At 59.5% G+C, this 18,840-nt stretch carries 16 protein-coding genes; 8 read left to right on the forward strand and 8 right to left on the reverse strand.

Translation table 11 applies throughout. The annotated features are described in order from the left end of the window. The first annotated feature begins 58 nt into the window (after positions 1–58). The 7 genes from ACIQU2_RS03020 to ACIQU2_RS03050 all read left to right on the forward strand — a co-directional run bounded on the left by ACIQU2_RS03020 (position 59) and on the right by ACIQU2_RS03050 (position 5,656). Positions 59–1,048: an alpha/beta fold hydrolase gene (locus tag ACIQU2_RS03020; protein ID WP_403138473.1), complete on the forward strand. Its 990-nt coding sequence runs from the start codon at positions 59–61 to the stop codon at positions 1,046–1,048. A 121-nt stretch (positions 1,049–1,169) separates the two neighbouring features. Next, positions 1,170–1,661 (forward strand): ribonuclease E activity regulator RraA, encoded by a 492-nt coding sequence (gene rraA, locus ACIQU2_RS03025; RefSeq protein WP_347804620.1) that lies wholly within the window; start codon positions 1,170–1,172, stop codon positions 1,659–1,661. Between the two features lie 38 nt (positions 1,662–1,699). Then, entirely contained in the window at positions 1,700–2,695 is a 996-nt protein-coding gene (locus ACIQU2_RS03030; RefSeq protein WP_403138478.1) for a zinc transporter ZntB, read from the forward strand. Between the two features lie 63 nt (positions 2,696–2,758). Next, positions 2,759–3,007, forward strand: coding sequence for a hypothetical protein (locus ACIQU2_RS03035; RefSeq protein ID WP_008146303.1), 249 nt, complete (start codon positions 2,759–2,761; stop codon positions 3,005–3,007). Between the two features lie 2 nt (positions 3,008–3,009). Next, a complete protein-coding gene (locus ACIQU2_RS03040) occupies positions 3,010–3,834 on the forward strand; it encodes a mechanosensitive ion channel family protein (RefSeq protein WP_008027407.1) in 825 nt (274 codons plus the stop codon). A gap of 89 nt (positions 3,835–3,923) precedes the next feature. After that, complete coding sequence (gene sigX / locus ACIQU2_RS03045) at positions 3,924–4,514, forward strand: RNA polymerase sigma factor SigX (protein ID WP_008146300.1); 591 nt, start codon at positions 3,924–3,926, stop codon at positions 4,512–4,514. Positions 4,515–4,621: 107 nt separating this feature from the next. Further along, positions 4,622–5,656 carry an OmpA family protein gene (locus ACIQU2_RS03050; RefSeq protein ID WP_347804622.1) on the forward strand — a complete coding sequence of 345 codons (1,035 nt, stop codon included), beginning with the start codon at positions 4,622–4,624 and terminating at the stop codon, positions 5,654–5,656. 113 nt (positions 5,657–5,769) lie between these two features. Here the strand turns inward: ACIQU2_RS03050 and cobA are convergent, their stop codons facing one another. The 8 genes from cobA to ACIQU2_RS03090 all read right to left on the reverse strand — a co-directional run bounded on the left by cobA (position 5,770) and on the right by ACIQU2_RS03090 (position 17,444). Further along, positions 5,770–6,537, reverse strand: a complete 768-nt coding sequence (cobA, locus tag ACIQU2_RS03055; protein WP_403138482.1) for a uroporphyrinogen-III C-methyltransferase — start codon at positions 6,535–6,537, stop codon at positions 5,770–5,772. Positions 6,538–6,547: 10 nt separating this feature from the next. Continuing rightward, positions 6,548–9,262: a molybdopterin-dependent oxidoreductase gene (locus ACIQU2_RS03060; RefSeq protein WP_403138485.1), complete on the reverse strand. Its 2,715-nt coding sequence runs from the start codon at positions 9,260–9,262 to the stop codon at positions 6,548–6,550. Next, positions 9,262–9,579, reverse strand: coding sequence for a nitrite reductase small subunit NirD (nirD, locus tag ACIQU2_RS03065; protein ID WP_008146292.1), 318 nt, complete (start codon positions 9,577–9,579; stop codon positions 9,262–9,264). Before nirD ends, ACIQU2_RS03060 begins: the two co-directional genes overlap by 1 nt. Continuing rightward, on the reverse strand, positions 9,576–12,029 hold the full coding sequence (nirB, locus tag ACIQU2_RS03070; protein WP_403138488.1) for a nitrite reductase large subunit NirB: 2,454 nt from the start codon (positions 12,027–12,029) through the stop codon (positions 9,576–9,578). Before nirB ends, nirD begins: the two co-directional genes overlap by 4 nt. Positions 12,030–12,431: 402 nt before the next feature. Next, positions 12,432–14,102: a protein kinase gene (locus tag ACIQU2_RS03075; protein WP_403138490.1), complete on the reverse strand. Its 1,671-nt coding sequence runs from the start codon at positions 14,100–14,102 to the stop codon at positions 12,432–12,434. Between the two features lie 7 nt (positions 14,103–14,109). Further along, on the reverse strand, positions 14,110–15,321 hold the full coding sequence (locus ACIQU2_RS03080) for a nitrate/nitrite transporter (RefSeq protein WP_347805925.1): 1,212 nt from the start codon (positions 15,319–15,321) through the stop codon (positions 14,110–14,112). 320 nt (positions 15,322–15,641) lie between these two features. After that, a complete protein-coding gene (locus ACIQU2_RS03085) occupies positions 15,642–16,217 on the reverse strand; it encodes an ANTAR domain-containing response regulator (RefSeq protein ID WP_008146285.1) in 576 nt (191 codons plus the stop codon). Between the two features lie 15 nt (positions 16,218–16,232). Beyond that, positions 16,233–17,444, reverse strand: coding sequence for a CmpA/NrtA family ABC transporter substrate-binding protein (locus ACIQU2_RS03090; protein WP_403138493.1), 1,212 nt, complete (start codon positions 17,442–17,444; stop codon positions 16,233–16,235). A gap of 229 nt (positions 17,445–17,673) precedes the next feature. Between ACIQU2_RS03090 and ACIQU2_RS03095 the strand changes: the two genes are divergently transcribed. Continuing rightward, positions 17,674–18,693, forward strand: a complete 1,020-nt coding sequence (locus ACIQU2_RS03095; RefSeq protein WP_403138496.1) for a quinone-dependent dihydroorotate dehydrogenase — start codon at positions 17,674–17,676, stop codon at positions 18,691–18,693. Positions 18,694–18,840: the final 147 nt, after the last annotated feature.

An 18,840-nucleotide genomic window follows, 5' to 3' on the forward strand; every position in this document is an offset into this window, starting at 1 on the left:
TTAAGAATCAAGTAGGGCGGGCTCCTTTGTATGCCGCCCTTTTTTGTGCAAGAGCATTATGCAAAGCAGCAGCAACCTATTTCCTGTCGCCCTGATCAGCGCCGAGCGGCGCGGCGATCTGAGCGAAGACGTCTATCGTCTGAAACCCGGCAACAGCCCTGACGGCACCGTCGAACTGGCTGTGACGCGCCTGGGCATGGCGGATGGCTCAGACGCGCGTGGCGTTCCGGTTATTTTGCTTCACGGCAGCTTTTCCAATCGCCGGTTCTGGTTTTCCCCGAAGGGGCTCGGGCTGGGCGCCTATCTGACGCGTCTGGGATTCGATGTATGGATTCCCGAAATGCGCGGCCATGGCCTGTCCCAGCGTAACCAGAACTACCGCAAGAACCGCGTTGCCGACTACGCCCGTTACGATTTGCCGGCCATTGGCGCGTTCGTGCGCGAGCAGAGCGGCCAGATCCCGCACTGGATCGGTCACTCGCTGGGCGGGATTACCCTGGCGGCGGCGTTGGGTGGTGAGTACATCGGCGAGCCGGTGGTGGCTTCCGCGGCGTTTTTCGGTACGCAAGTGAGTCGCACCTACTGGCCATTGAAGATTCCGCCGGTGGAGTGGAGCGGGCGCTTCATTCTCAAACGCTTTGCCCAGCTGTCCGGTTCCCGGCTTAAGCGCGGCCCGGAGGACGAGCCCATTGGCCTGGCCCTGGAAAGCATGCGCTGGTATGGCCTGTTCGGGCGCTTTGGCGATGCCGACAAGGATTGGTGGGCCGGATTGGCCGACGTTCAGTTACCGGTATTGGCCGTGAGTGCCGCAGGTGACCATCAGGACCCGACCTGGGCTTGTCGCAAGCTGTTCGATCAGGTGGGTTCCGAGCATAAGCAATTTATCAACCTGGGTCGCGAGCAGGGCTTTGGCGATAATTTCGGTCATGTGGAGATGCTCGTCAGCAAAGCCGCCCAGACTGAAGTCTGGCCGCTGGTGGCGCGCTGGTTGGCAGATCAGCAGACGCCATTGCTGGATGAAAAACCGGATCTGGCTGCGGCGGTCTGAGCCTGATGCTCTAACAAGGGCATTTCGCTCTGTTCGGCTTGCGGCTAAGATATGACGCATTGAGCTGTTCTGGTCACGTTTCGACACCCTCGATTGTCTTCCTCTTTACAGGAGTTTCTCGATGAATCATTACCTCACGCCTGACCTGTGCGACGCCTATCCGGAGCTGGTGCAGGTGCTGGAACCGATGTTCAGCAATTTCGGTGGCCGTGATTCTTTCGGCGGCGAAATCGTGACCATCAAATGCTTCGAAGACAACTCGCTGGTCAAAGAACAAGCCGAGCTCAAGGGCAATGGCAAGGTGTTGGTGGTCGACGGTGGTGGTTCCCTGCGTCGTGCGCTGCTGGGCGACCTGATCGCCGAGAAAGCCGCGAAAAACGGTTGGGAAGGGCTGGTGATCTACGGTTGCATCCGTGACGTCGACGTCATTGCGCAAACCGACCTGGGGGTTCAGGCCCTTGCCAGCCACCCGATGAAAACCGACAAACGCGGCATCGGCGATCTCAACGTAGCCGTAACCTTTGCTGGCGTGACCTTCCATCCAGGTCACTACATCTATGCGGACAACAACGGCGTGATCATCTCGCCAAGTCCGCTTGCGATGCCTGAATAAAGCACCGCTGACTTTTTGTTTCAAGAATAGGGATGAGGATGTTCGAGGAAGAAAACGCGCAGTGGGGGCTGGTGCATGCTCTGGTGCTGGACGGTAAAGGCGGTGCGCGTTCGATAGCCCGGACTGAACTCGATGGCTTGCAGCTGCAGGCCCATGAAAGCCTGTGGCTGCATTGGGATCGCAGTCACCCGCAAACCCGGACCTGGTTGCGAAAATCCAGCGGTCTGAGCGAATTCAGCTGTGATCTGTTGCTTGAAGAAAATACCCGACCGCGTCTTTTACAGCTTTCGGACAGCGAACTGCTGCTATTTTTGCGTGGGGTCAACCTGAATCCGGGCGCCGAGCCGGAAGACATGGTTTCGGTGCGGATTTTTGGGTCAGCCCAGCGGGTTATTTCTCTGCGTTTGCGTCCGTTGCGCGCCACCGATGATTTGCTGGTGCAGCTCGCCGAAGGCAAAGGACCGAAAACGGCGTCAGAACTCATCCTTTATATGGCGCAATACCTCACCAACAAGGTGCAGGATCTGGTCAGTTGCCTCTCGGAAGTAGTCGATGAGGAAGAAGAAAAGCTGGATGCCGACGAACGGTATACACCCGAGCACGGCGCCGTTTTGCAGATCCGTCGCAGGGCCGCTGCGCTGAAACGTTTTCTTGCGCCGCAGCGGGAAATATTCGGACAGCTGACACGGATAAAACTGCCTTGGTTCGTCGAAGACGACGGTGATTACTGGAACGAATTGAACAACAGCCTGACCCGGCATCTCGAGGAGCTGGAATTGACCCGGGAGCGGGTGGGGTTGGTCCTCGAGGCCGAAGATAGACGTTTGAGCGTGCGAATGAACCGCACGATGTACCGCTTCGGGATCATCACCGGGATCTTTTTGCCGATGAGTTTTCTGGCGGGTCTTTTAGGTATCAATGTCGGAGGAATTCCGTTCTCTGCAAGCCCCTATGGCTTCCTGATCGCGTGCCTGATGATGGTCTCGGTGGCACTGGGGCAGTGGTGGTTATTCCGACGTTTGCGCTGGGTCTGAGGGTGAGCCATGTGACCCGAGCAAATTTGACCGCGTCTTTCACAGACATCACGAGAGGTGCGTATGCACGATCCGTTTGAACAGTCTTTGCGTGACATGCTCAAGGCATCACCGTCCACCCGGGACGATGATGCGTGCCTTGGGCGTGTACTGAAAACCGCCAACCGCCAGGTCGGCGCCGGTGATCTGTTCAGCCTGCTGGGCCGCTGGCTGCCCGCGCTGATGATCGCCCTGAATAACGGATCGGCCCATGTCGCTCCGGTTTCCCGCCACCGTAAACCTACCGTTCGCACTGCTGATAAGGCTGATTGAATATGGAACTTGATCTCTGGACTCAGAGCCTCGTCACTGCAATGACCGCGTTATGGACCAAGGTTGCAAATTTCATCCCGAACCTGTTCGGCGCACTGGTTGTGCTGCTGTTGGGTTTCGTCGTTGCGAAACTTTTGGACACTTTGTTGTCCAAGTTGCTCGCCAAGCTGGGGCTCGATCGCCTGATGGGCGGTACCGGTCTGACAAAATTACTGTCCCGCGCCGGCCTTCAGGTACCGATCTCGACCTTGATCGGCAAGATTGTCTATTGGTTCGTTCTGCTTATTTTTCTGGTTTCTGCCGCAGAATCCCTTGGACTTGAGCGGGTTTCGGCTACGCTTGACATGCTTGCGCTGTATTTGCCGAAAGTATTCGGCGCTGCGCTGGTGCTGCTGGTGGGTGTTTTGCTCGCGCAACTGGCCAATGGGCTGGTGCGGGGTGCGGCAGAGGGCGTAGGGCTGGATTACGCTGCGGGACTGGGGAGAATTGCCCAGGGCCTGGTGATTATCATCAGTATTTCGGTCGCAATCAGCCAGTTGGAGGTCAAGACTGACCTGCTCAACCACGTAATTGTGATCGTATTGATTACCGTTGGTCTGGCGGTTGCGCTGGCCATGGGGTTGGGAAGCCGGGAAATTGCCGGTCAGATTCTTGCGGGAATCTATGTGCGTGAGTTGTATCAGGTTGGGCAACAAGTGCGTGTTGGCGAGGTCGAAGGTCAGATCGAAGAGATCGGCACGGTTAAAACCACATTGCTGACCGATGAGGGTGAGCTAGTCTCTCTCTCCAATCGGATCCTCCTGGAACAGCATGTGAGTAGCCGCTAACCCGGCAAACCCTGCTAATGTATGCCGCCGCAAAAATGCCCTGAAAAGGGTTGCGGCGGACATTGACCTGACTGTCGGCCCGACTTGTTTTGAATAAAGCTCAATCGCTGTCCACGCGCTACGACCCCCGCGAGCTCTCTGATGAGGAGTTGGTCGCGCGCTCGCATACCGAGCTGTTTCACGTAACGCGCGCCTATGAAGAACTGATGCGGCGTTACCAGCGAACATTATTTAACGTCTGTGCACGGTATCTTGGGAACGATCGTGACGCAGACGATGTCTGTCAGGAAGTGATGTTGAAGGTGCTGTATGGCCTGAAGAACTTCGAGGGCAAATCGAAGTTCAAGACATGGCTATATAGCATCACGTACAACGAGTGCATCACGCAGTATCGGAAAGAACGGCGAAAGCGTCGCTTGATGGATGCTTTGAGTCTGGACCCCCTCGAGGAAGCGTCTGAAGAAAAGGCGCCGAAACCCGAGGACAAGGGTGGACTCGATCGCTGGTTAGTGTATGTGAACCCGATTGACCGTGAAATTCTGGTGCTACGATTTGTCGCAGAGCTGGAATTTCAAGAGATCGCGGATATCATGCATATGGGTTTGAGTGCGACAAAAATGCGTTACAAACGCGCTCTAGATAAATTGCGTGAGAAATTTGCAGGCATTGCTGAAACTTAGTTCGGCGCAAATATCTCTTACGTGTAGGCAAGTTCTGATAGACTTGCCGCCGAGTTGTCCCCCGGGTTGCGGGACTGCTTCACAATCACCAGATGGGGATTTAACGGATGAAACTGAAAAACACCTTGGGCTTGGCCATTGGTTCTTTGATTGCCGCCACTTCGTTCGGCGCTCTGGCACAAGGCCAAGGCGCAGTTGAAATCGAAGGCTTCGCCAAGAAAGAACAATTCGACAGCGCTCGTAACTTCAAGAACAACGGCAACCTGTTCGGTGGTTCGGTTGGTTACTTCTTGACCGACGACGTTGAACTGCGTCTGGGCTACGACGAAGTGCACAACGTGCGTTCCGACGACGGTCGTAACATCAAGGGCGCTAACACCGCTCTGGACGCTCTGTACCACTTCAACAACCCGGGCGACATGCTGCGTCCGTACGTATCGGCTGGCTTCTCCGATCAAAGCATCGGTCAGAACGGCTCCGGCGGTCGTAACCGTTCCACCTTCGCCAACGTTGGCGGCGGTGCCAAGCTGTACTTCACCGAGAACTTCTACGCCCGTGCTGGCGTTGAAGCTCAATACAACATCGACCAGGGCGACACCGAGTGGGCTCCAAGCGTCGGTATCGGTGTGAACTTCGGTGGCGGCTCCAAGCCTGCTGCTGCTCCAGTTCCAGCACCAGCTGAAGTCTGCTCCGACAGTGACAACGATGGCGTTTGCGACAACGTTGACAAGTGCCCGGACACCCCAGCCAACGTAACTGTTGACGCTGATGGCTGCCCAGCAGTTGCTGAAGTTGTTCGTGTTGAGCTGGACGTGAAATTCGACTTCGACAAGTCGGTAGTCAAGCCTAACAGCTACGGCGACATCAAAAACCTCGCTGACTTCATGAAGCAGTACCCATCCACCAGCACTACTGTTGAAGGTCACACTGACTCCGTCGGTCCTGACGCTTACAACCAGAAACTGTCCGAGCGTCGTGCAAACGCCGTTAAGCAAGTTCTGACCAACCAGTACGGTGTTGAATCGTCCCGCGTTCAGTCTGTTGGCTACGGCGAATCCCGCCCAGTTGCTGACAACAAAACTGACGCTGGTCGCGCTGTAAACCGTCGCGTAGAAGCGCAGGTTGAAGCTAACGCTAAGTAATTAGCGCGCAGCTCTGAAAAGCCCGGCTTAGGCCGGGCTTTTCTTTGTCTGCGATTTTGGGTTTCAGATTGGGGTTTGCGTCGCTTTTAAAAGATCGCAGCCTGCGGCAGCTCCTACAGGTTGAACGCAGAAGCTGTGTAGGAGCTGCCGAAGGCTGCGATCTTCTGACTTTCTTCGCAGGCCGCGACCGCACCGATCACCAGGATCGCCGGGCTTTTGAGCTCGAAGCTGCAGGCGTCTTCTTCCATCGCCGTCAGGTCGCTCCGACATTCCCGTTGGCATGGCAGGGAAGCGTTTTCAATCATTGCCACCGGTGTATCCGCCGCCATTCCTCCGGCGAGCAACTGCTCACGAATCTCGCTCAATTTTGCGACACCCATATACACCACCAGCGTCGTGCCACCTTGGGCCAGGGCTTGCCAGTTCAGACTGCTGCCATCCTGAGTGTGGGCGGTGACCAGCGTCACGCCGCGCGCAACACCCCGCAGGGTCAACGGAATATCGCATTGCGTTGCGCCGGCAAGCCCGGCAGTGATGCCGTTGACCAGTTCGACTTCGACCCCATGTTCACGCAGCCACTGCGCCTCTTCGCCGCCCCGGCCAAAAATGCACGGGTCGCCACCCTTGAGCCGCACCACGCATTTACCGTGGCGGGAGTAACGCAGCATCAGGCGATGAATGAATGCCTGAGGTGTGGAGCGACAGCCGCCGCGCTTGCCCACGGGAATGATCCGCGCCTGCGGGCAATGCTCCAGCACCGCGTCGTTGACCAGGTCATCGATCAGCACCACATCCGCTTCGCTCAACGCCCGCACGGCCTTGAGGGTCAACAATTCCGGATCGCCAGGACCCGCACCCACCAGCCAGACTTTTGCGCTCATAGTGTTTTCCTCACGAGGTGACGGCGACCGGCTGCGTAGTGGCGGCCAGCAAACGCTTGATTTCCGGGACGCAGGAGCCGCATTGCGTGCCGCAGCCCAATTCTTGTTTCAAACCCTGCAGGTCCATGCCGCGGCTAATGCCGGCGCAGACCGCGCTTTGACTGACGTTTTTGCAGTTGCACAGGGTTTTGTTACCGGCGGTCGGCGTATTGGCGTTGCCCGGTGGGGCGCTCAGCGGTGCCAGCAACCAGCGCCTCAATTGTTCGTCGGCGCGACCTTCCAGCCACAGGCTTTGCAGCCAGTGTCGGGCAAGGGTTTCACCGGCCAGGCGAATCGCGGTGATCCGGCCATTTTCGATCCGAACCCTTTTACCGATGGAGCGCCGTGGGTCGTCGTAAGCCAAAACCGGGCCATCGTTGAGTCCCAGGCATTGATCGATATCACGCAGCAGTTGCGGATCGGGCGCGACGGAGCTGGCAGCGCGTATCAGTAGCGCGGGGCGTTCACGGCCAGTCAGGCTGAGGCTGACGTAGGAAAACGCCTCGCAGAGCGGTCGTAGCGTCTCAAAGTGCTGTTGAACATCGCCCTCGATCAGGGCGAACAGGTTCCACGGCAGTTGCACCGGTTCCAGGCGCACGCCGCTGTGTTTGAGTTCGGGCTGTTTGGATAGCGGGTCGAAGGCGGGAAGAGTGAGGGTATTTACGCCGCCCTTGAGGAAGCGATCACCCCAATGCATCGGTAGAAATGCCTGGCCGGGTCGCACGCTATCGTCAGCGCCGACGGCGACAATCACTGCGCCACGGCGACTTTTCAGGCTGACCAGGTCGCCCGATTGCAGCCGATGCCGGCGCAGTTCATCCGGGTGCAAACTCAACACAGCTTCGCTGACATGGCCGAATAGCTGCGCGGCGGTGCCGGTGCGGCTCATGCCATGCCATTGATCCCGCAGGCGGCCGGTGATCAAGGTCAGCGGGAAGCGCGCGTCGCGTTGTTCCTTGGCTGCGCGATACGGGTCGGCCACGAATTGCGCACGTCCACTGGCAGTCGGGAAAACTCCGTCCAGATACAGTCGAGCTGTGCCTTCGCTGGCGCCAGTGGGGAAGGGCCATTGCTGCGGACCGAGGCGGTCGATCAGTTCATGACTGATGCCGGACAAGTCCAGATCACGCCCGCGGGTCAATTGCTTGTACTCGTCGAAGACCTGCGCCGGGTTTTCAAAGGCAAACAGGCTGGTTTGCCCGGGACGCAGATATTTTTCCAGGCGCTGTGCGAAATCCACCGTGATCGACCAGTCAGAGCGTGCTTCACCGGGCGCGACGATGGCTCGGCGAACGTGGGAAATGCGACGTTCAGAGTTGGTCACCGTGCCGTCCTTTTCGCCCCAACTGGCGGCGGGCAGCAACAGGTCGGCAAACGCGGCGGTTTCGGTGGTGCGGAAGGCCTCCTGCAACACCACGAACGGGCAGGCTTGCAGTGCCGCGCGCACGGCGGTTTGATCCGGCATTGATTGCGCAGGGTTGGTGCAGGCGATCCACAGCGCCTTGATCTTGCCACTGCGCACCTGATCGAACAGTTCAATGGCGGTAAGCCCGGTGTTTTCGGGGAGTTGTTCAACGCCCCAATAGGCTGCCACTTCCGCGCGATGTTCGGCATTGGCAGCCTCGCGATGGCCTGGCAACAGGTTCGACAAGCTGCCGGTTTCGCGGCCACCCATGGCATTCGGCTGACCGGTCAGCGAGAAAGGTCCTGCGCCGGGGCGGCCGATTTGCCCGGTGGCCAGGTGCAGGTTGATCAGTGCGCTGTTTTTCGCGCTGCCGGCGGTGGACTGGTTCAAGCCCATGCACCACAGCGACAGGAAACTCGGTGAAGTGCCAACCCATTCGGCGCATTGCTGCAGTTGCTCGACGCTGATCCCGCAGAGCTGCGAAACCATCTGCGGCGTGTAATCGCGCACCAGGTTTTTCAGTTCGGCCAAGCCTTCGGTGTGGGCCTTGATGAAGTCGCGGTCGACCCAGTCTTCCCACAGCAGCAGGTGCAAAATCCCATGGAATAAGGCGACATCGGTGCCTGGCAGAATCGCCAGGTGCAGGTCAGCCAGATCGCAGGTGTCGGTACGACGCGGGTCGATGACGATGACTTTCATCTGTGGTCGGCGGGATTTCGCTTCCTCCAGACGACGGAAAAGTATCGGGTGGGCGTAGGCCATGTTGCTGCCGACGATCATCACGCAGTCGCTCAATTCCAGGTCTTCGTAGCTGCACGGCGGTGCGTCGGCGCCCAGGCTGCGCTTGTAACCGACCACTGCCGAAGACATGCACAGGCGCGAATTGCTGTCGATGTTGTTGGTGCCCACCAGCGCTCGCGCCAGTTTGTTGAAGGCGTAGTAATCCTCGGTCAGCAATTGCCCGGAGATATAGAACGCCACGCTGTCCGGGCCGTGTTCGAAGAGGGTCTCGGCAAAAACGCTGGCGGCGTGATCGAGGGCGGTGTCCCAGTCGGTGCGGCTGCGGGCCAGGCCTTTGCCCAGGCGCAGTTCGGGATACAACGCCCTGGCTGCGAGGTCGCCGGTGAGGTGCAATGTAGAGCCTTTGCTGCACAGTTTGCCGAAGTTGGCCGGGTGGGCCGGATCGCCGCTGACGCCGAGAATGCGCTCGCCGTCATGCTCGATCAGCACGCCGCAGCCGACCCCGCAATAGCAGCAGGTGGAAGCGGTGATCTGGTTCATCAGCTTGCTTCCCGCAGGGCCAGCAACACCCGGCCATTCTCGACCCGTGCCGAATGGTGGTGAGCGCAACCGATGTCCGGGGCCTGGGCTTCACCGGTTTCCAGGTCGATCTGCCAGTTATGCAGCGGGCAGGCGACTCGTTTGCCGTAGATCAAACCTTGGGACAGTGGTCCGCCCTTGTGCGGGCAGCGGTCGTCGAGTGCGAAAACCTCATCATCGCTGGTACGAAAAATCGCGATGTCGCCTTTGGGGCCGGCAATGATCCGGGAGCCCAGGGCATTGATTTCTTCCAGTGCGCAGATATCCAGCCAGTTCATGCCGGCACCTCCAGATTCTTCACCGTGATGACGTCGAATTCTTTTTTCAGCAGCGGTTGTTCCAGGCGTTCCTTCCACGGGTCCTGTTCGAACGACAAGGAGAATTGCAAGCGATCGTTGAGCGCTTTGCGCCGCTCCGGGTCTTCCAGCACGGCTTTCTTGATGTGTTCCATGCCGACCCGTTGCAGGTAGTGCACGGTGCGTTCGAGGTAGAAAGCTTCTTCGCGATAGAGCTGCAGGAACGCGCCGTTGTATTCACGCACTTCTTCGGCGGTCTTGAGCTTGACGAAGAATTCCGCGACTTCGGTTTTGATCCCGCCGTTGCCACCGATGTACATCTCCCAGCCTGAATCCACGCCGATAATTCCGACGTCCTTGATGCCCGCTTCCGAACAGTTGCGAGGGCAACCGGAGACGGCCAGTTTCACTTTGTGCGGCGACCACATGTTGAACAGGTCGTGCTCCAGCTCAATGCCCAGTTGCGTGGAATTCTGGGTGCCGAAGCGGCAGAACTCGCTGCCGACGCAAGTCTTCACGGTGCGGATGGATTTGCCGTAGGCGTGGCCGGACGGCATGTCGAGGTCCTTCCAGACGCCCGGCAGGTCCTGCTTCTTGATCCCCAGCAAATCGATACGCTGACCGCCGGTCACCTTGACCATTGGCACGTTGTATTTGTCGGCCACGTCGGCAATGCGCCGCAGTTCCGAGGGATTGGTCACACCGCCCCACATCCGTGGGACTACAGAGTAAGTGCCATCTTTTTGAATGTTGGCGTGGGCACGTTCGTTGATCAGGCGCGATTGCGGGTCGTCCTTGGCTTCACCCGGCCAGGTGGAAATCAGGTAGTAGTTGAGCGCCGGGCGGCACGTGGCGCAGCCGTTCGGCGTGCGCCAGTTCAAATAGCTCATGGTGCCGGCGATGGTCAGCAGATGCTGCTCGCGGATGGCCTGGCGGATTTGCCCGTGATTCAAGTCGCTGCAACCGCAAATGGCTTTTTCGCTTTTCGGTTTGACGTCTGCTGCGCCGCCCACGGTGTTGATCAGTATCTGCTCCACCAGGCCTGCGCAGGAACCGCAGGAGCTGGCAGCCTTGGTGTGTTTCTTGACGTCATCGACGCTGAACAGCCCGTGTTCCTGGATCGCCTTGACGATGGTGCCTTTGCACACACCGTTGCAGCCGCAGACTTCGGCGGTGTCGGCCATGCTCATGGCTTTGTCCTGGCCTTGATGTCCTACGTCGCCAATGGAGTTTTCACCAAACATTAAATGATCGCGGATCTCGTCGATGGCGTGGTTCTCACGGATCTGCCGGAAATACCAGCCACCGTCTGCCGTATCGCCGTACAGACAGGCCCCGACCAGCACGTCATCCTTGATCACCAGTTTTTTGTAGACCCCGCCGATAGGGTCGGAGAGGGTGATGGTTTCGGTGCCTTCGCCGCCCATGAAGTCGCCGGCGGAGAACAGGTCGATGCCGGTGACTTTCAATTTGGTCGACGTCACCGAGCCTTTGTAGGTGGCGAAGCCCAGTTGGGCGAGGTGGTTGGCGCAGACCTTGGCCTGTTCGAACAGCGGCGCCACCAGACCGTAAGCGATGCCGCGGTGACTGGCGCATTCGCCGATGGCGTAGATGCGTGGGTCGTAGGTTTGCAGAGTGTCGTTGACCAGAATCCCGCGGTTGCAGGGAATGCCGGATTTTTCCGCGAGTTCGGTGTTGGGGCGAATACCGGCGGCCATCACCACCAGGTCGGCGGGGATGATGTCGCCGTTCTTGAACTCAACCGAGCCGACCCGGCCATTGCCGGCATCGTGCAGCGCCTGGGTTTGCTCGCAAAGACGAAAGTGCAGGCCGCGGGCTTCCAGGGCGGTTTGCAGCAACTGACCGCTGGTTTTGTCCAGTTGCCGTTCCAGCAGCCATTCACCGATGTGCACCACAGTGACGTGCATGCCGCGCAGCATCAGGCCGTTGGCGGCTTCCAGACCGAGCAGGCCGCCACCGATCACCACGGCGTGCTTGTGGGTTTTCGCGGTGTCGATCATTGCCTGGGTGTCGGCGATGTCGCGGTAGCCGATCACACCGTCCAAGGTGTTGCCGGGGATCGGCAGGATGAACGGAGTCGAGCCGGTGGCGATCAGCAGGCGATCGTATTCGGCCTCGCTGCCGTCTTCGGCGATCACGCGGCGTTTGACCCGGTCGATCTCCACCACTTTGCGGTTGAGCAGCAGCTTGATGTTGTTGTCCAGGTACCAGTCCAGATCGTTGAGCACGATCTCTTCGAAGGTCTGTTCACCGGCCAGCACCGGTGATAGCAGGATGCGGTTGTAGTTGGTATGGGGTTCGGCGCCGAAGACCGTGATGTCGTACAGCTCATTGCTCAGCTTGAGCAGTTCTTCCAGGGTGCGAACCCCGGCCATGCCGTTGCCGATCATCACCAGTTTTAGTTTTTTCATCAGGTTCTCCGGGGAGCTCAGACCCGCCTCATCAGGGCTTTCAGGTCTTGCTCGACAAAATTTGCGCAAACAAAAAAAGGCGTCCCGCTAGTTGCCTAGCGAGGACGCCTTTGTCCTGGTCCCGTTCTCTCGGGAAGCGCATCCTTCGTCGTTGAAGGCTGGGCTTTATGTAAGTTGAAAGATGTAATGCAGTGGTTGTGCCAAGTCGCAAAAATGCGGAATTTATGGGCTCTTGGCATGGGGGGAGGGTATTTCCGTGCACCGGTTCAATGCGCGATGCCCGGTTTTGAAGCAGAAAAGTCAAAAGATCGCAGCCTACGGCAGCTCCTACAGGAGATCGTGGGCACCCGTAGGAGCTGCCGCAGGCTGCGATCTTTTGATCTTTTGGGTGCAGTGAAAAACTCAGCCATGAAACAGTAAAAACAGCAGCACCAGGTTCACCAGTAACGACACGAGCGCCAAGGTCCGCCAGACCTTCAACGGTTCGCGCTCCAGCAGCGGTCTGGGTCGCACGCTTAAACTGCGCCGCTCGCCCTGTTCCAGCAGCAGCAACCATTCTTCCGCCGTTTCAAAGCGTTGAGCCGGATCCGCCGCCACGGCGCGCTCCAGGCTTTGTGCAATCCATTCCGGCAGGTCGGGTCGATAGCGACTGGCGCTGACAGAGACCCCGAACCGTGGGCGCTGGAAGGCTTCGATTTCGCCGTAGGGATAATGCCCGGTGAGCAGGAAATACAAGGTCACGCCGACGGCATACAAGTCCTGTTGCGGTGTCGGCGCTTCCCCGCGAAAGGCTTCCGGCGCGATATAGCTGGGCGTTCCGGGCAGGGCAGAAGGCTGGTCTTCGGACAGGCCTGGGCAGTAGGCGAGACCGAAGTCCAGCAGGCGTAATTCGCCGTCGTCCCCCAGCAGCAGGTTCTCCGGTTTGATGTCGCGATGGAGAATCTGCCGTCGATGCAGCATGCCAACGGCGCGCAGCAGGCGTTCGGCCAAATCCTGCCATTGGGGCAGAGGCAGCGGTCCGACATCGGCGTGCAGTTCCGCCAAGGTAGATCCGGAATATTCCCGCATCACGTAGTACAAATGCTGACGCTGACTGGCGGCATGGACTTCAGGGAAATGCCGCCCGGCCACGCGCTTGAGAAACCATTCTTCCGACAGCAGCGCCTGCCCGGCCAAGTGATCGTCGCGCAGTGCACCGGGCAAGGTTTTCAGCAGCCAGGGTTGTTGTTGCCCATCGCGCACCCGATAGAGCAACGACTGCTGACTCTGACCGAGTATCCCTTCGACCTGCCAACCTTCAAAAGTCTGACCTGGTTTCAAGGCTGGCGGCAGCGGCCATTGCTGCAAATGAATCAACGCATCGCCGATGCTCGTTTCACCGAGGGCATCGACCCGCACCAACAAGGCGCTGGCGTTGTCCTGGCTGCCGGCCAGATGCGCTGCATTGACCAAGGTCTGCGCAGCGCTGTTCAGATCCGGTTGATCGCGCAGAATTGCCGCAATTGCGGTGTCGCCCAGCACGGCCCAAATGCCATCACTGAGCAGTACGAAACTTTCGTTCAGCCGCAGTTCGCCATCGAGAAAATCCAGCACCAAATGCTGATCGAGCCCCAGCGCCCGTTTGAGCACATGCTGCATGCCCGGCTGGTCCCAGACGTGATCCTCGCTGACCCGCTGCAAAGTGTCGGCGTGCCAGCGATAAACCCGGCAATCGCCGACATGGGCCAAGGTAAATCGCCTGCCGCGCATGACCAAAGCACTGACGGTGGTGAGCAACGGTTGCCCACCGCCATTGGCCTGCAACCAGCGATTTTGTGCCAGCAGCAGGCGATCCAATGCCTGCGCGACGCCCCAGGTTTCCGGCGTGGCGTAGTAATCCAGCGCCAGAGCCTGCAACGTCGAGCGGGCGGCGAGGCCACCATCGGCGCACTGGCTGACGCCATCGGCGATGGCGAACAGGTAACCCTTGCTCGCCGCCAGCGCCGGGGCCGGAGTCACCAGGCGCAGGGCGTCCTGATTCTCCTCGCGAGGGCCGATGGCGCTCGCTTCGGCAAAACTCAGTTGCAGGCTCATTGAGGCCTCAGACCCGAGCGGCGGTCACGGCTGCCGAACCCCAAGTGGTTCTCCAGCGACGTTTCACGCCGTGCAGACCGAACCAGGCCAGAACGCCAAGGCTGGCGAACAACCACAAGGCCAGTTGATAACTGCCGGTGCTTTGCTTGATCGCGCCCATGCCCGCAGCCAGTGCAAATCCACCAATACCGCCGGCCATGCCGATCAAACCGGTCATCACACCGATCTCCCGACGAAAACGCTGCGGCACCAATTGGAAAACTGCGCCGTTACCGGCACCCAAACCGAGCATGGTGCAGACGAAAAGTGCCAGTGCCGCGTAGGAACTCGGCAGATTGAAACCCACCGCTGCGATGCAGACCGCCGCTACCGTGTACATCCCCAAGAGGGTGCGAATGCCACCGAAACGGTCGGCCAGAGCGCCGCCCAACGGACGCATCAAGCTGCCACCGAACACGCAGGCGGCGGTGTAGTAACCGGCGGTCACCGGGCTGAGGCCATATTGGTCGTTGAAATAGCCGGGCAGGGCGCTGGCCAGGCCGATGAAGCCGCCGAAGGTCACGCTGTAGAAAAACATGAACCACCAGCTGTCGCGGTCGCCCAAGGCCTTGAAGTAGTCGGACATGGACTTGGCTTTCGGCCGCTCAGGTGCGTTTTTGGCCAGCCAGGCGAAGACGATGATGGTCAGAATCAGCGGGATCAGGGCGAAGCCGAACACGTTGCTCCAGCCAAATGCAGCGGCCAGTACCGGGGCGATCAGTGCAGCGAGCACGGTGCCCGAGTTACCGGCACCGGCGATGCCCATGGCTTTGCCTTGGTGTTGTGGTGGATACCATTGCGAGGCCAGCGGCAGGGCGACGGCGAAGGATGCGCCGGCCATGCCGAGGAACAGGCCCAGCACCAGCGCTTGTTCGTAACTGTGAATGCCGAGTTTCCAGGCGCCGAACAGCGCGCAGATGACGATCACCTGGCCAATCAGCCCGGCGGTTTTCGGCGACAGGCGATCAGCCAGCAAGCCCATTACAAAGCGCAATACCGCCCCGGCCAGAATCGGCGTGGCCACCATCAGTCCGCGCTGTTGGGTGGTCAGCTGCAGATCGGCGGCGATCTGCACCGCCATTGGACCGAGCAGGTACCAGACCATGAAACTCAGGTCGAAATAGAGGAAGGCCGCGAACAGTGTCGGGGTATGGCCGGATTTCCAGAAGCTTGAATTCATCGCGCACCTCAGCTGTTAGGAGTCTCGAGAAGGAGTCATGAGCTTGCAGGTGGGGCGCCGCATCGGCCGCACCACCGGCCCCGGTCTGTGGGGCCAAAACAAAAAAACGCCGCCACCGGATTCGCCAAAGGGCAAATGAGGTGAGCGACGTCTTTGTCGTAGGTGGGGCAACCGCCGTTGGTTACCTGTAGTGATTACCTAGCGAGATCTGTGCCACATCCGGAATTTTTGTTAAGGCAAAAAGATCGCAGCCTTCGGCAGCTCCTACAGGGTGTACGCATCCGATGTAGGAGCTGCCGAAGGCTGCGATCTTTTGCTCTTCAACCCAACAACTCGCTCATGGCGATAATCTGCTCCGCCACCTGAATCAGCTTCTGCTGGCGGCTCATGGCCTGGCGGCGCATCAGGGTGTAGGCCTCTTCCTCGTTGCAGTCCTTCATTTTCATCAGCAGCCCTTTGGCCAGCTCGATGCGCTTGCGCTCGGCCAGTTGCTGGTCGCGGGCGTTGAGCTGGGCTCGCAGGGCCTGGTCGCTTTCAAAACGCGCCATGGCCACGTCGAGAATCGGCTGCAAGCGCTGTGCGTGGATGCCTTCGACGATGTAGGCACTGACGCCGGACTTGATCGCCTGACGCATCACATCGGGGTCATGTTCATCGGTAAACATCACGATTGGCCGCGGTTGGTCGCGGCTCACCAGCACAACTTGTTCCATCACATCGCGGCTCGGTGACTCGGTATCGATCAAAATCACGTCCGGACGCACCGTTTCGACGCGCGCGGGCAGGTCGATGGTCAGGCCCGACTCGTCGATCACCTCGAATCCGGCTTCGGTCAGGGCCGCCTTAAGGCGACCGACTTTCTTCGCAGTGTCGTTGATCAGCAGGATACGCAACATATTCGTAGTCTCCTGTCAGCGGCTGGCGAGAAGGGGCGAGCTGTCGCTCATGGCGTGCAGCTTGAAACTGTGGGCATAGCCGGCGGGGTCCAGGCCATCCCAGACCTTGCCGTCGATCAACTGGCTGCTGCGCATTTGCTGATCACTCGCGGCCACACCTACAGCGGTGGCGGCCTCTCGATACAAGTCTAGTTGCTGGACCTGACGGGCCACGCCCAGGTAGTCCGGGTCGTCGCGCAACAAACCCCAACGGCGGAACTGAGTCATGAACCACATGCCATCGGACAGATACGGCAGATTGACCTCGCCATCACCATGGAAGCGCAGTGCGTGCGGGTCTTGCCAGCGATGACCCAGGCCATCGGCGTAGTCACCGAGCAATCGCGGTTCGATGCAGTCGAGCGGTGCGTCGAGGTATTGCGGGGCACTCAACAGCTTCGCGGTGCTGCGGCGATTCTCGGTGCTTTCTTCGATGAAGCGGCTGGCCTCCAGAATCGCCATCACCAGCGCCCGTGCGGTGTTGGGGTATTGCTCGACAAAGGCGCGGGTGCAGCCGAGGACTTTTTCCGGATGATCGGGCCAGATGGTCTGGGTGGTTGCCATCGTGAACCCCAGATTTTGCTGCACCGCGCTGGCGGACCATGGCTCGCCGACGCAGAAGCCGTCGATGCGCCCGGCTTGCAGGTGCGCGACCATTTGCGGCGGCGGCACCACCACGCTGTCGACGTCCTGCAACGGATGAATACCCTGACTCGCGAGCCAGTAATACAACCACATGGCGTGGGTGCCCGTAGGAAATGTCTGGGCGAAGGTGAGTTTTGGGCGACTTTGGTGCACGTGCCGTTCCAGTGCTTCAGGACCGGTCACGTCCAGCGCCTGTAAGCCATGGGAGAGGTTGATGCTCTGGCCATTCTGATTCAGGCCCATGAGCACCGCCATGTCGGTCGACGCGACACCGCCGATGCCCAAATGCACCGCGTAGATCAAACCGTACAGACTGTGGGCGGCATCGAGTTCGCCACTGACCAGTTTGTCCCGCAGGTTGGCCCAGGACGACTGGCGCTTGAGGTTCAGGGTCAGGCCATAAGGTTGGGCAAAGCCCTGCGTGGCCGCGACCACTACCGAGGCGCAGTCGCTCAGGGCCATGAAGCCGAGGTTGATTTCGGTCTTTTCCGGGGCATCGCTGCCGTTGACCCAGGCCAGAGGGTTGGCTGGAACTTCAATCATCAGTAAACACCTTCCATAAAAAAGCGCCGGACCGGGCTGCTTGCCAGAGCAAGGCCAAGTGACGACGCCTTTGTCTTTCGACTCATCCCGCCGTTGGCATGAGTGCTGATGTCAGTGACGGTGCAAGGCATATGCCATCGCTCGCTGATTTTGTCGCGCGCCTCGCCTGCAACCCCGATGCCCGGCTATAATCGCCGCCACTTTTCGTAGCCCAGAGTCAAACCCGCCCATGTACACCCTGGCCCGTCAGCTGTTGTTCAAACTTTCCCCGGAAACCTCCCACGATCTGTCCCTGGACCTGATCGGCGCGGGCGGGCGTTTGGGCCTCAACGGCTTGCTGTGCAAGGCGCCGGCGAAAATGCCGGTGACCGTCATGGGCCTGGACTTCCCGAACCCGGTGGGTCTGGCGGCCGGGCTGGACAAGAACGGCGCGGCCATCGACGGTTTTGCGCAACTGGGGTTTGGGTTTGTCGAAATCGGCACCATCACGCCGCGCCCGCAGCCGGGCAATCCGAAGCCACGCATCTTCCGTCTGCCGGAAGCCGAGGCGATCATCAACCGCATGGGGTTCAACAACCTCGGCGTCGATCACCTGCTGGCTCGAGTGGCGGCGGCCAAGTTCAAGGCCGTGCTGGGTATCAATATCGGCAAAAACTTCGATACCCCGGTTGAGCGGGCGGTCGACGACTACCTGATCTGCCTGGACAAGGTCTACGCCCACGCCAGCTACGTGACGGTCAACGTCAGCTCGCCGAACACCCCGGGCCTGCGCAGCCTGCAATTCGGAGATTCGCTGAAGCAATTGTTGGCCGACCTGGCGACGCGCCGCGCAGAACTGGCGCTGCGCCACGGCAAACATGTACCTCTGGCGATCAAGATTGCGCCGGACATGACCGACGAAGAAACCGCTCAGGTCGCGCAAGCGCTGATCGAAACCGGGATGGACGCGGTGATCGCCACCAATACCACCCTGAGCCGCGTTGGCGTAGAAGGCATGGAGCATGGTGACGAGGCGGGCGGTCTGTCCGGCGCACCGGTTCGTGACAAGAGCACCCACACCGTGAAGGTGCTGGCGGCCGAGTTGGCCGGTCGCTTGCCGATCATCGCCGTGGGCGGCATCACCGAAGGCAAGCACGCGGCTGAGAAAATCGCTGCGGGTGCCAGCCTGGTGCAGCTCTATTCCGGCTTCATCTATAAAGGCCCGGCGCTGATTCGTGAATCCGTAGACGCCATCGCGGCCTTGCGCTAAACCCCGTAGGAGCTGCCGAAGGCTGCGATGTTTTGACTTTGATTTTGATTGCCAGGAAGCAAGATCAAAAGATCGCAGCCTTCGGCAGCTCCTACAGTGAGAGAGTGTTTGGCCAGAGAACAGGCATAAAAAAGGGCTCCTCGAAGG

This window comes from Pseudomonas sp. NPDC098740, assembly GCF_044760065.1.
Taxonomy (GTDB): Bacteria; Pseudomonadota; Gammaproteobacteria; order Pseudomonadales; family Pseudomonadaceae; genus Aquipseudomonas; species Aquipseudomonas rossensis.

Excerpts from the sequence above, each read along its gene's own strand:
- ACIQU2_RS03020 (WP_403138473.1), top strand. The coding sequence starts at position 59 with ATGCAAAGCAGCAGCAACCTATTTCCTGTCGCCCTGATCAGCGCCGAG.
- rraA (WP_347804620.1), top strand. The coding sequence starts at position 1,170 with ATGAATCATTACCTCACGCCTGACCTGTGCGACGCCTATCCGGAGCTG.
- ACIQU2_RS03030 (WP_403138478.1), top strand. The coding sequence starts at position 1,700 with ATGTTCGAGGAAGAAAACGCGCAGTGGGGGCTGGTGCATGCTCTGGTG.
- ACIQU2_RS03035 (WP_008146303.1), top strand. The coding sequence starts at position 2,759 with ATGCACGATCCGTTTGAACAGTCTTTGCGTGACATGCTCAAGGCATCA.
- ACIQU2_RS03040 (WP_008027407.1), top strand. The coding sequence starts at position 3,010 with ATGGAACTTGATCTCTGGACTCAGAGCCTCGTCACTGCAATGACCGCG.
- ACIQU2_RS03050 (WP_347804622.1), top strand. The coding sequence starts at position 4,622 with ATGAAACTGAAAAACACCTTGGGCTTGGCCATTGGTTCTTTGATTGCC.
- cobA (WP_403138482.1), bottom strand. The coding sequence starts at position 6,537 with ATGAGCGCAAAAGTCTGGCTGGTGGGTGCGGGTCCTGGCGATCCGGAA.
- ACIQU2_RS03060 (WP_403138485.1), bottom strand. The coding sequence starts at position 9,262 with ATGAACCAGATCACCGCTTCCACCTGCTGCTATTGCGGGGTCGGCTGC.
- nirD (WP_008146292.1), bottom strand. The coding sequence starts at position 9,579 with ATGAACTGGCTGGATATCTGCGCACTGGAAGAAATCAATGCCCTGGGC.
- nirB (WP_403138488.1), bottom strand. The coding sequence starts at position 12,029 with ATGAAAAAACTAAAACTGGTGATGATCGGCAACGGCATGGCCGGGGTT.
- ACIQU2_RS03075 (WP_403138490.1), bottom strand. The coding sequence starts at position 14,102 with ATGAGCCTGCAACTGAGTTTTGCCGAAGCGAGCGCCATCGGCCCTCGC.
- ACIQU2_RS03080 (WP_347805925.1), bottom strand. The coding sequence starts at position 15,321 with ATGAATTCAAGCTTCTGGAAATCCGGCCATACCCCGACACTGTTCGCG.
- ACIQU2_RS03085 (WP_008146285.1), bottom strand. The coding sequence starts at position 16,217 with ATGTTGCGTATCCTGCTGATCAACGACACTGCGAAGAAAGTCGGTCGC.
- ACIQU2_RS03090 (WP_403138493.1), bottom strand. The coding sequence starts at position 17,444 with ATGATTGAAGTTCCAGCCAACCCTCTGGCCTGGGTCAACGGCAGCGAT.
- ACIQU2_RS03095 (WP_403138496.1), top strand. The coding sequence starts at position 17,674 with ATGTACACCCTGGCCCGTCAGCTGTTGTTCAAACTTTCCCCGGAAACC.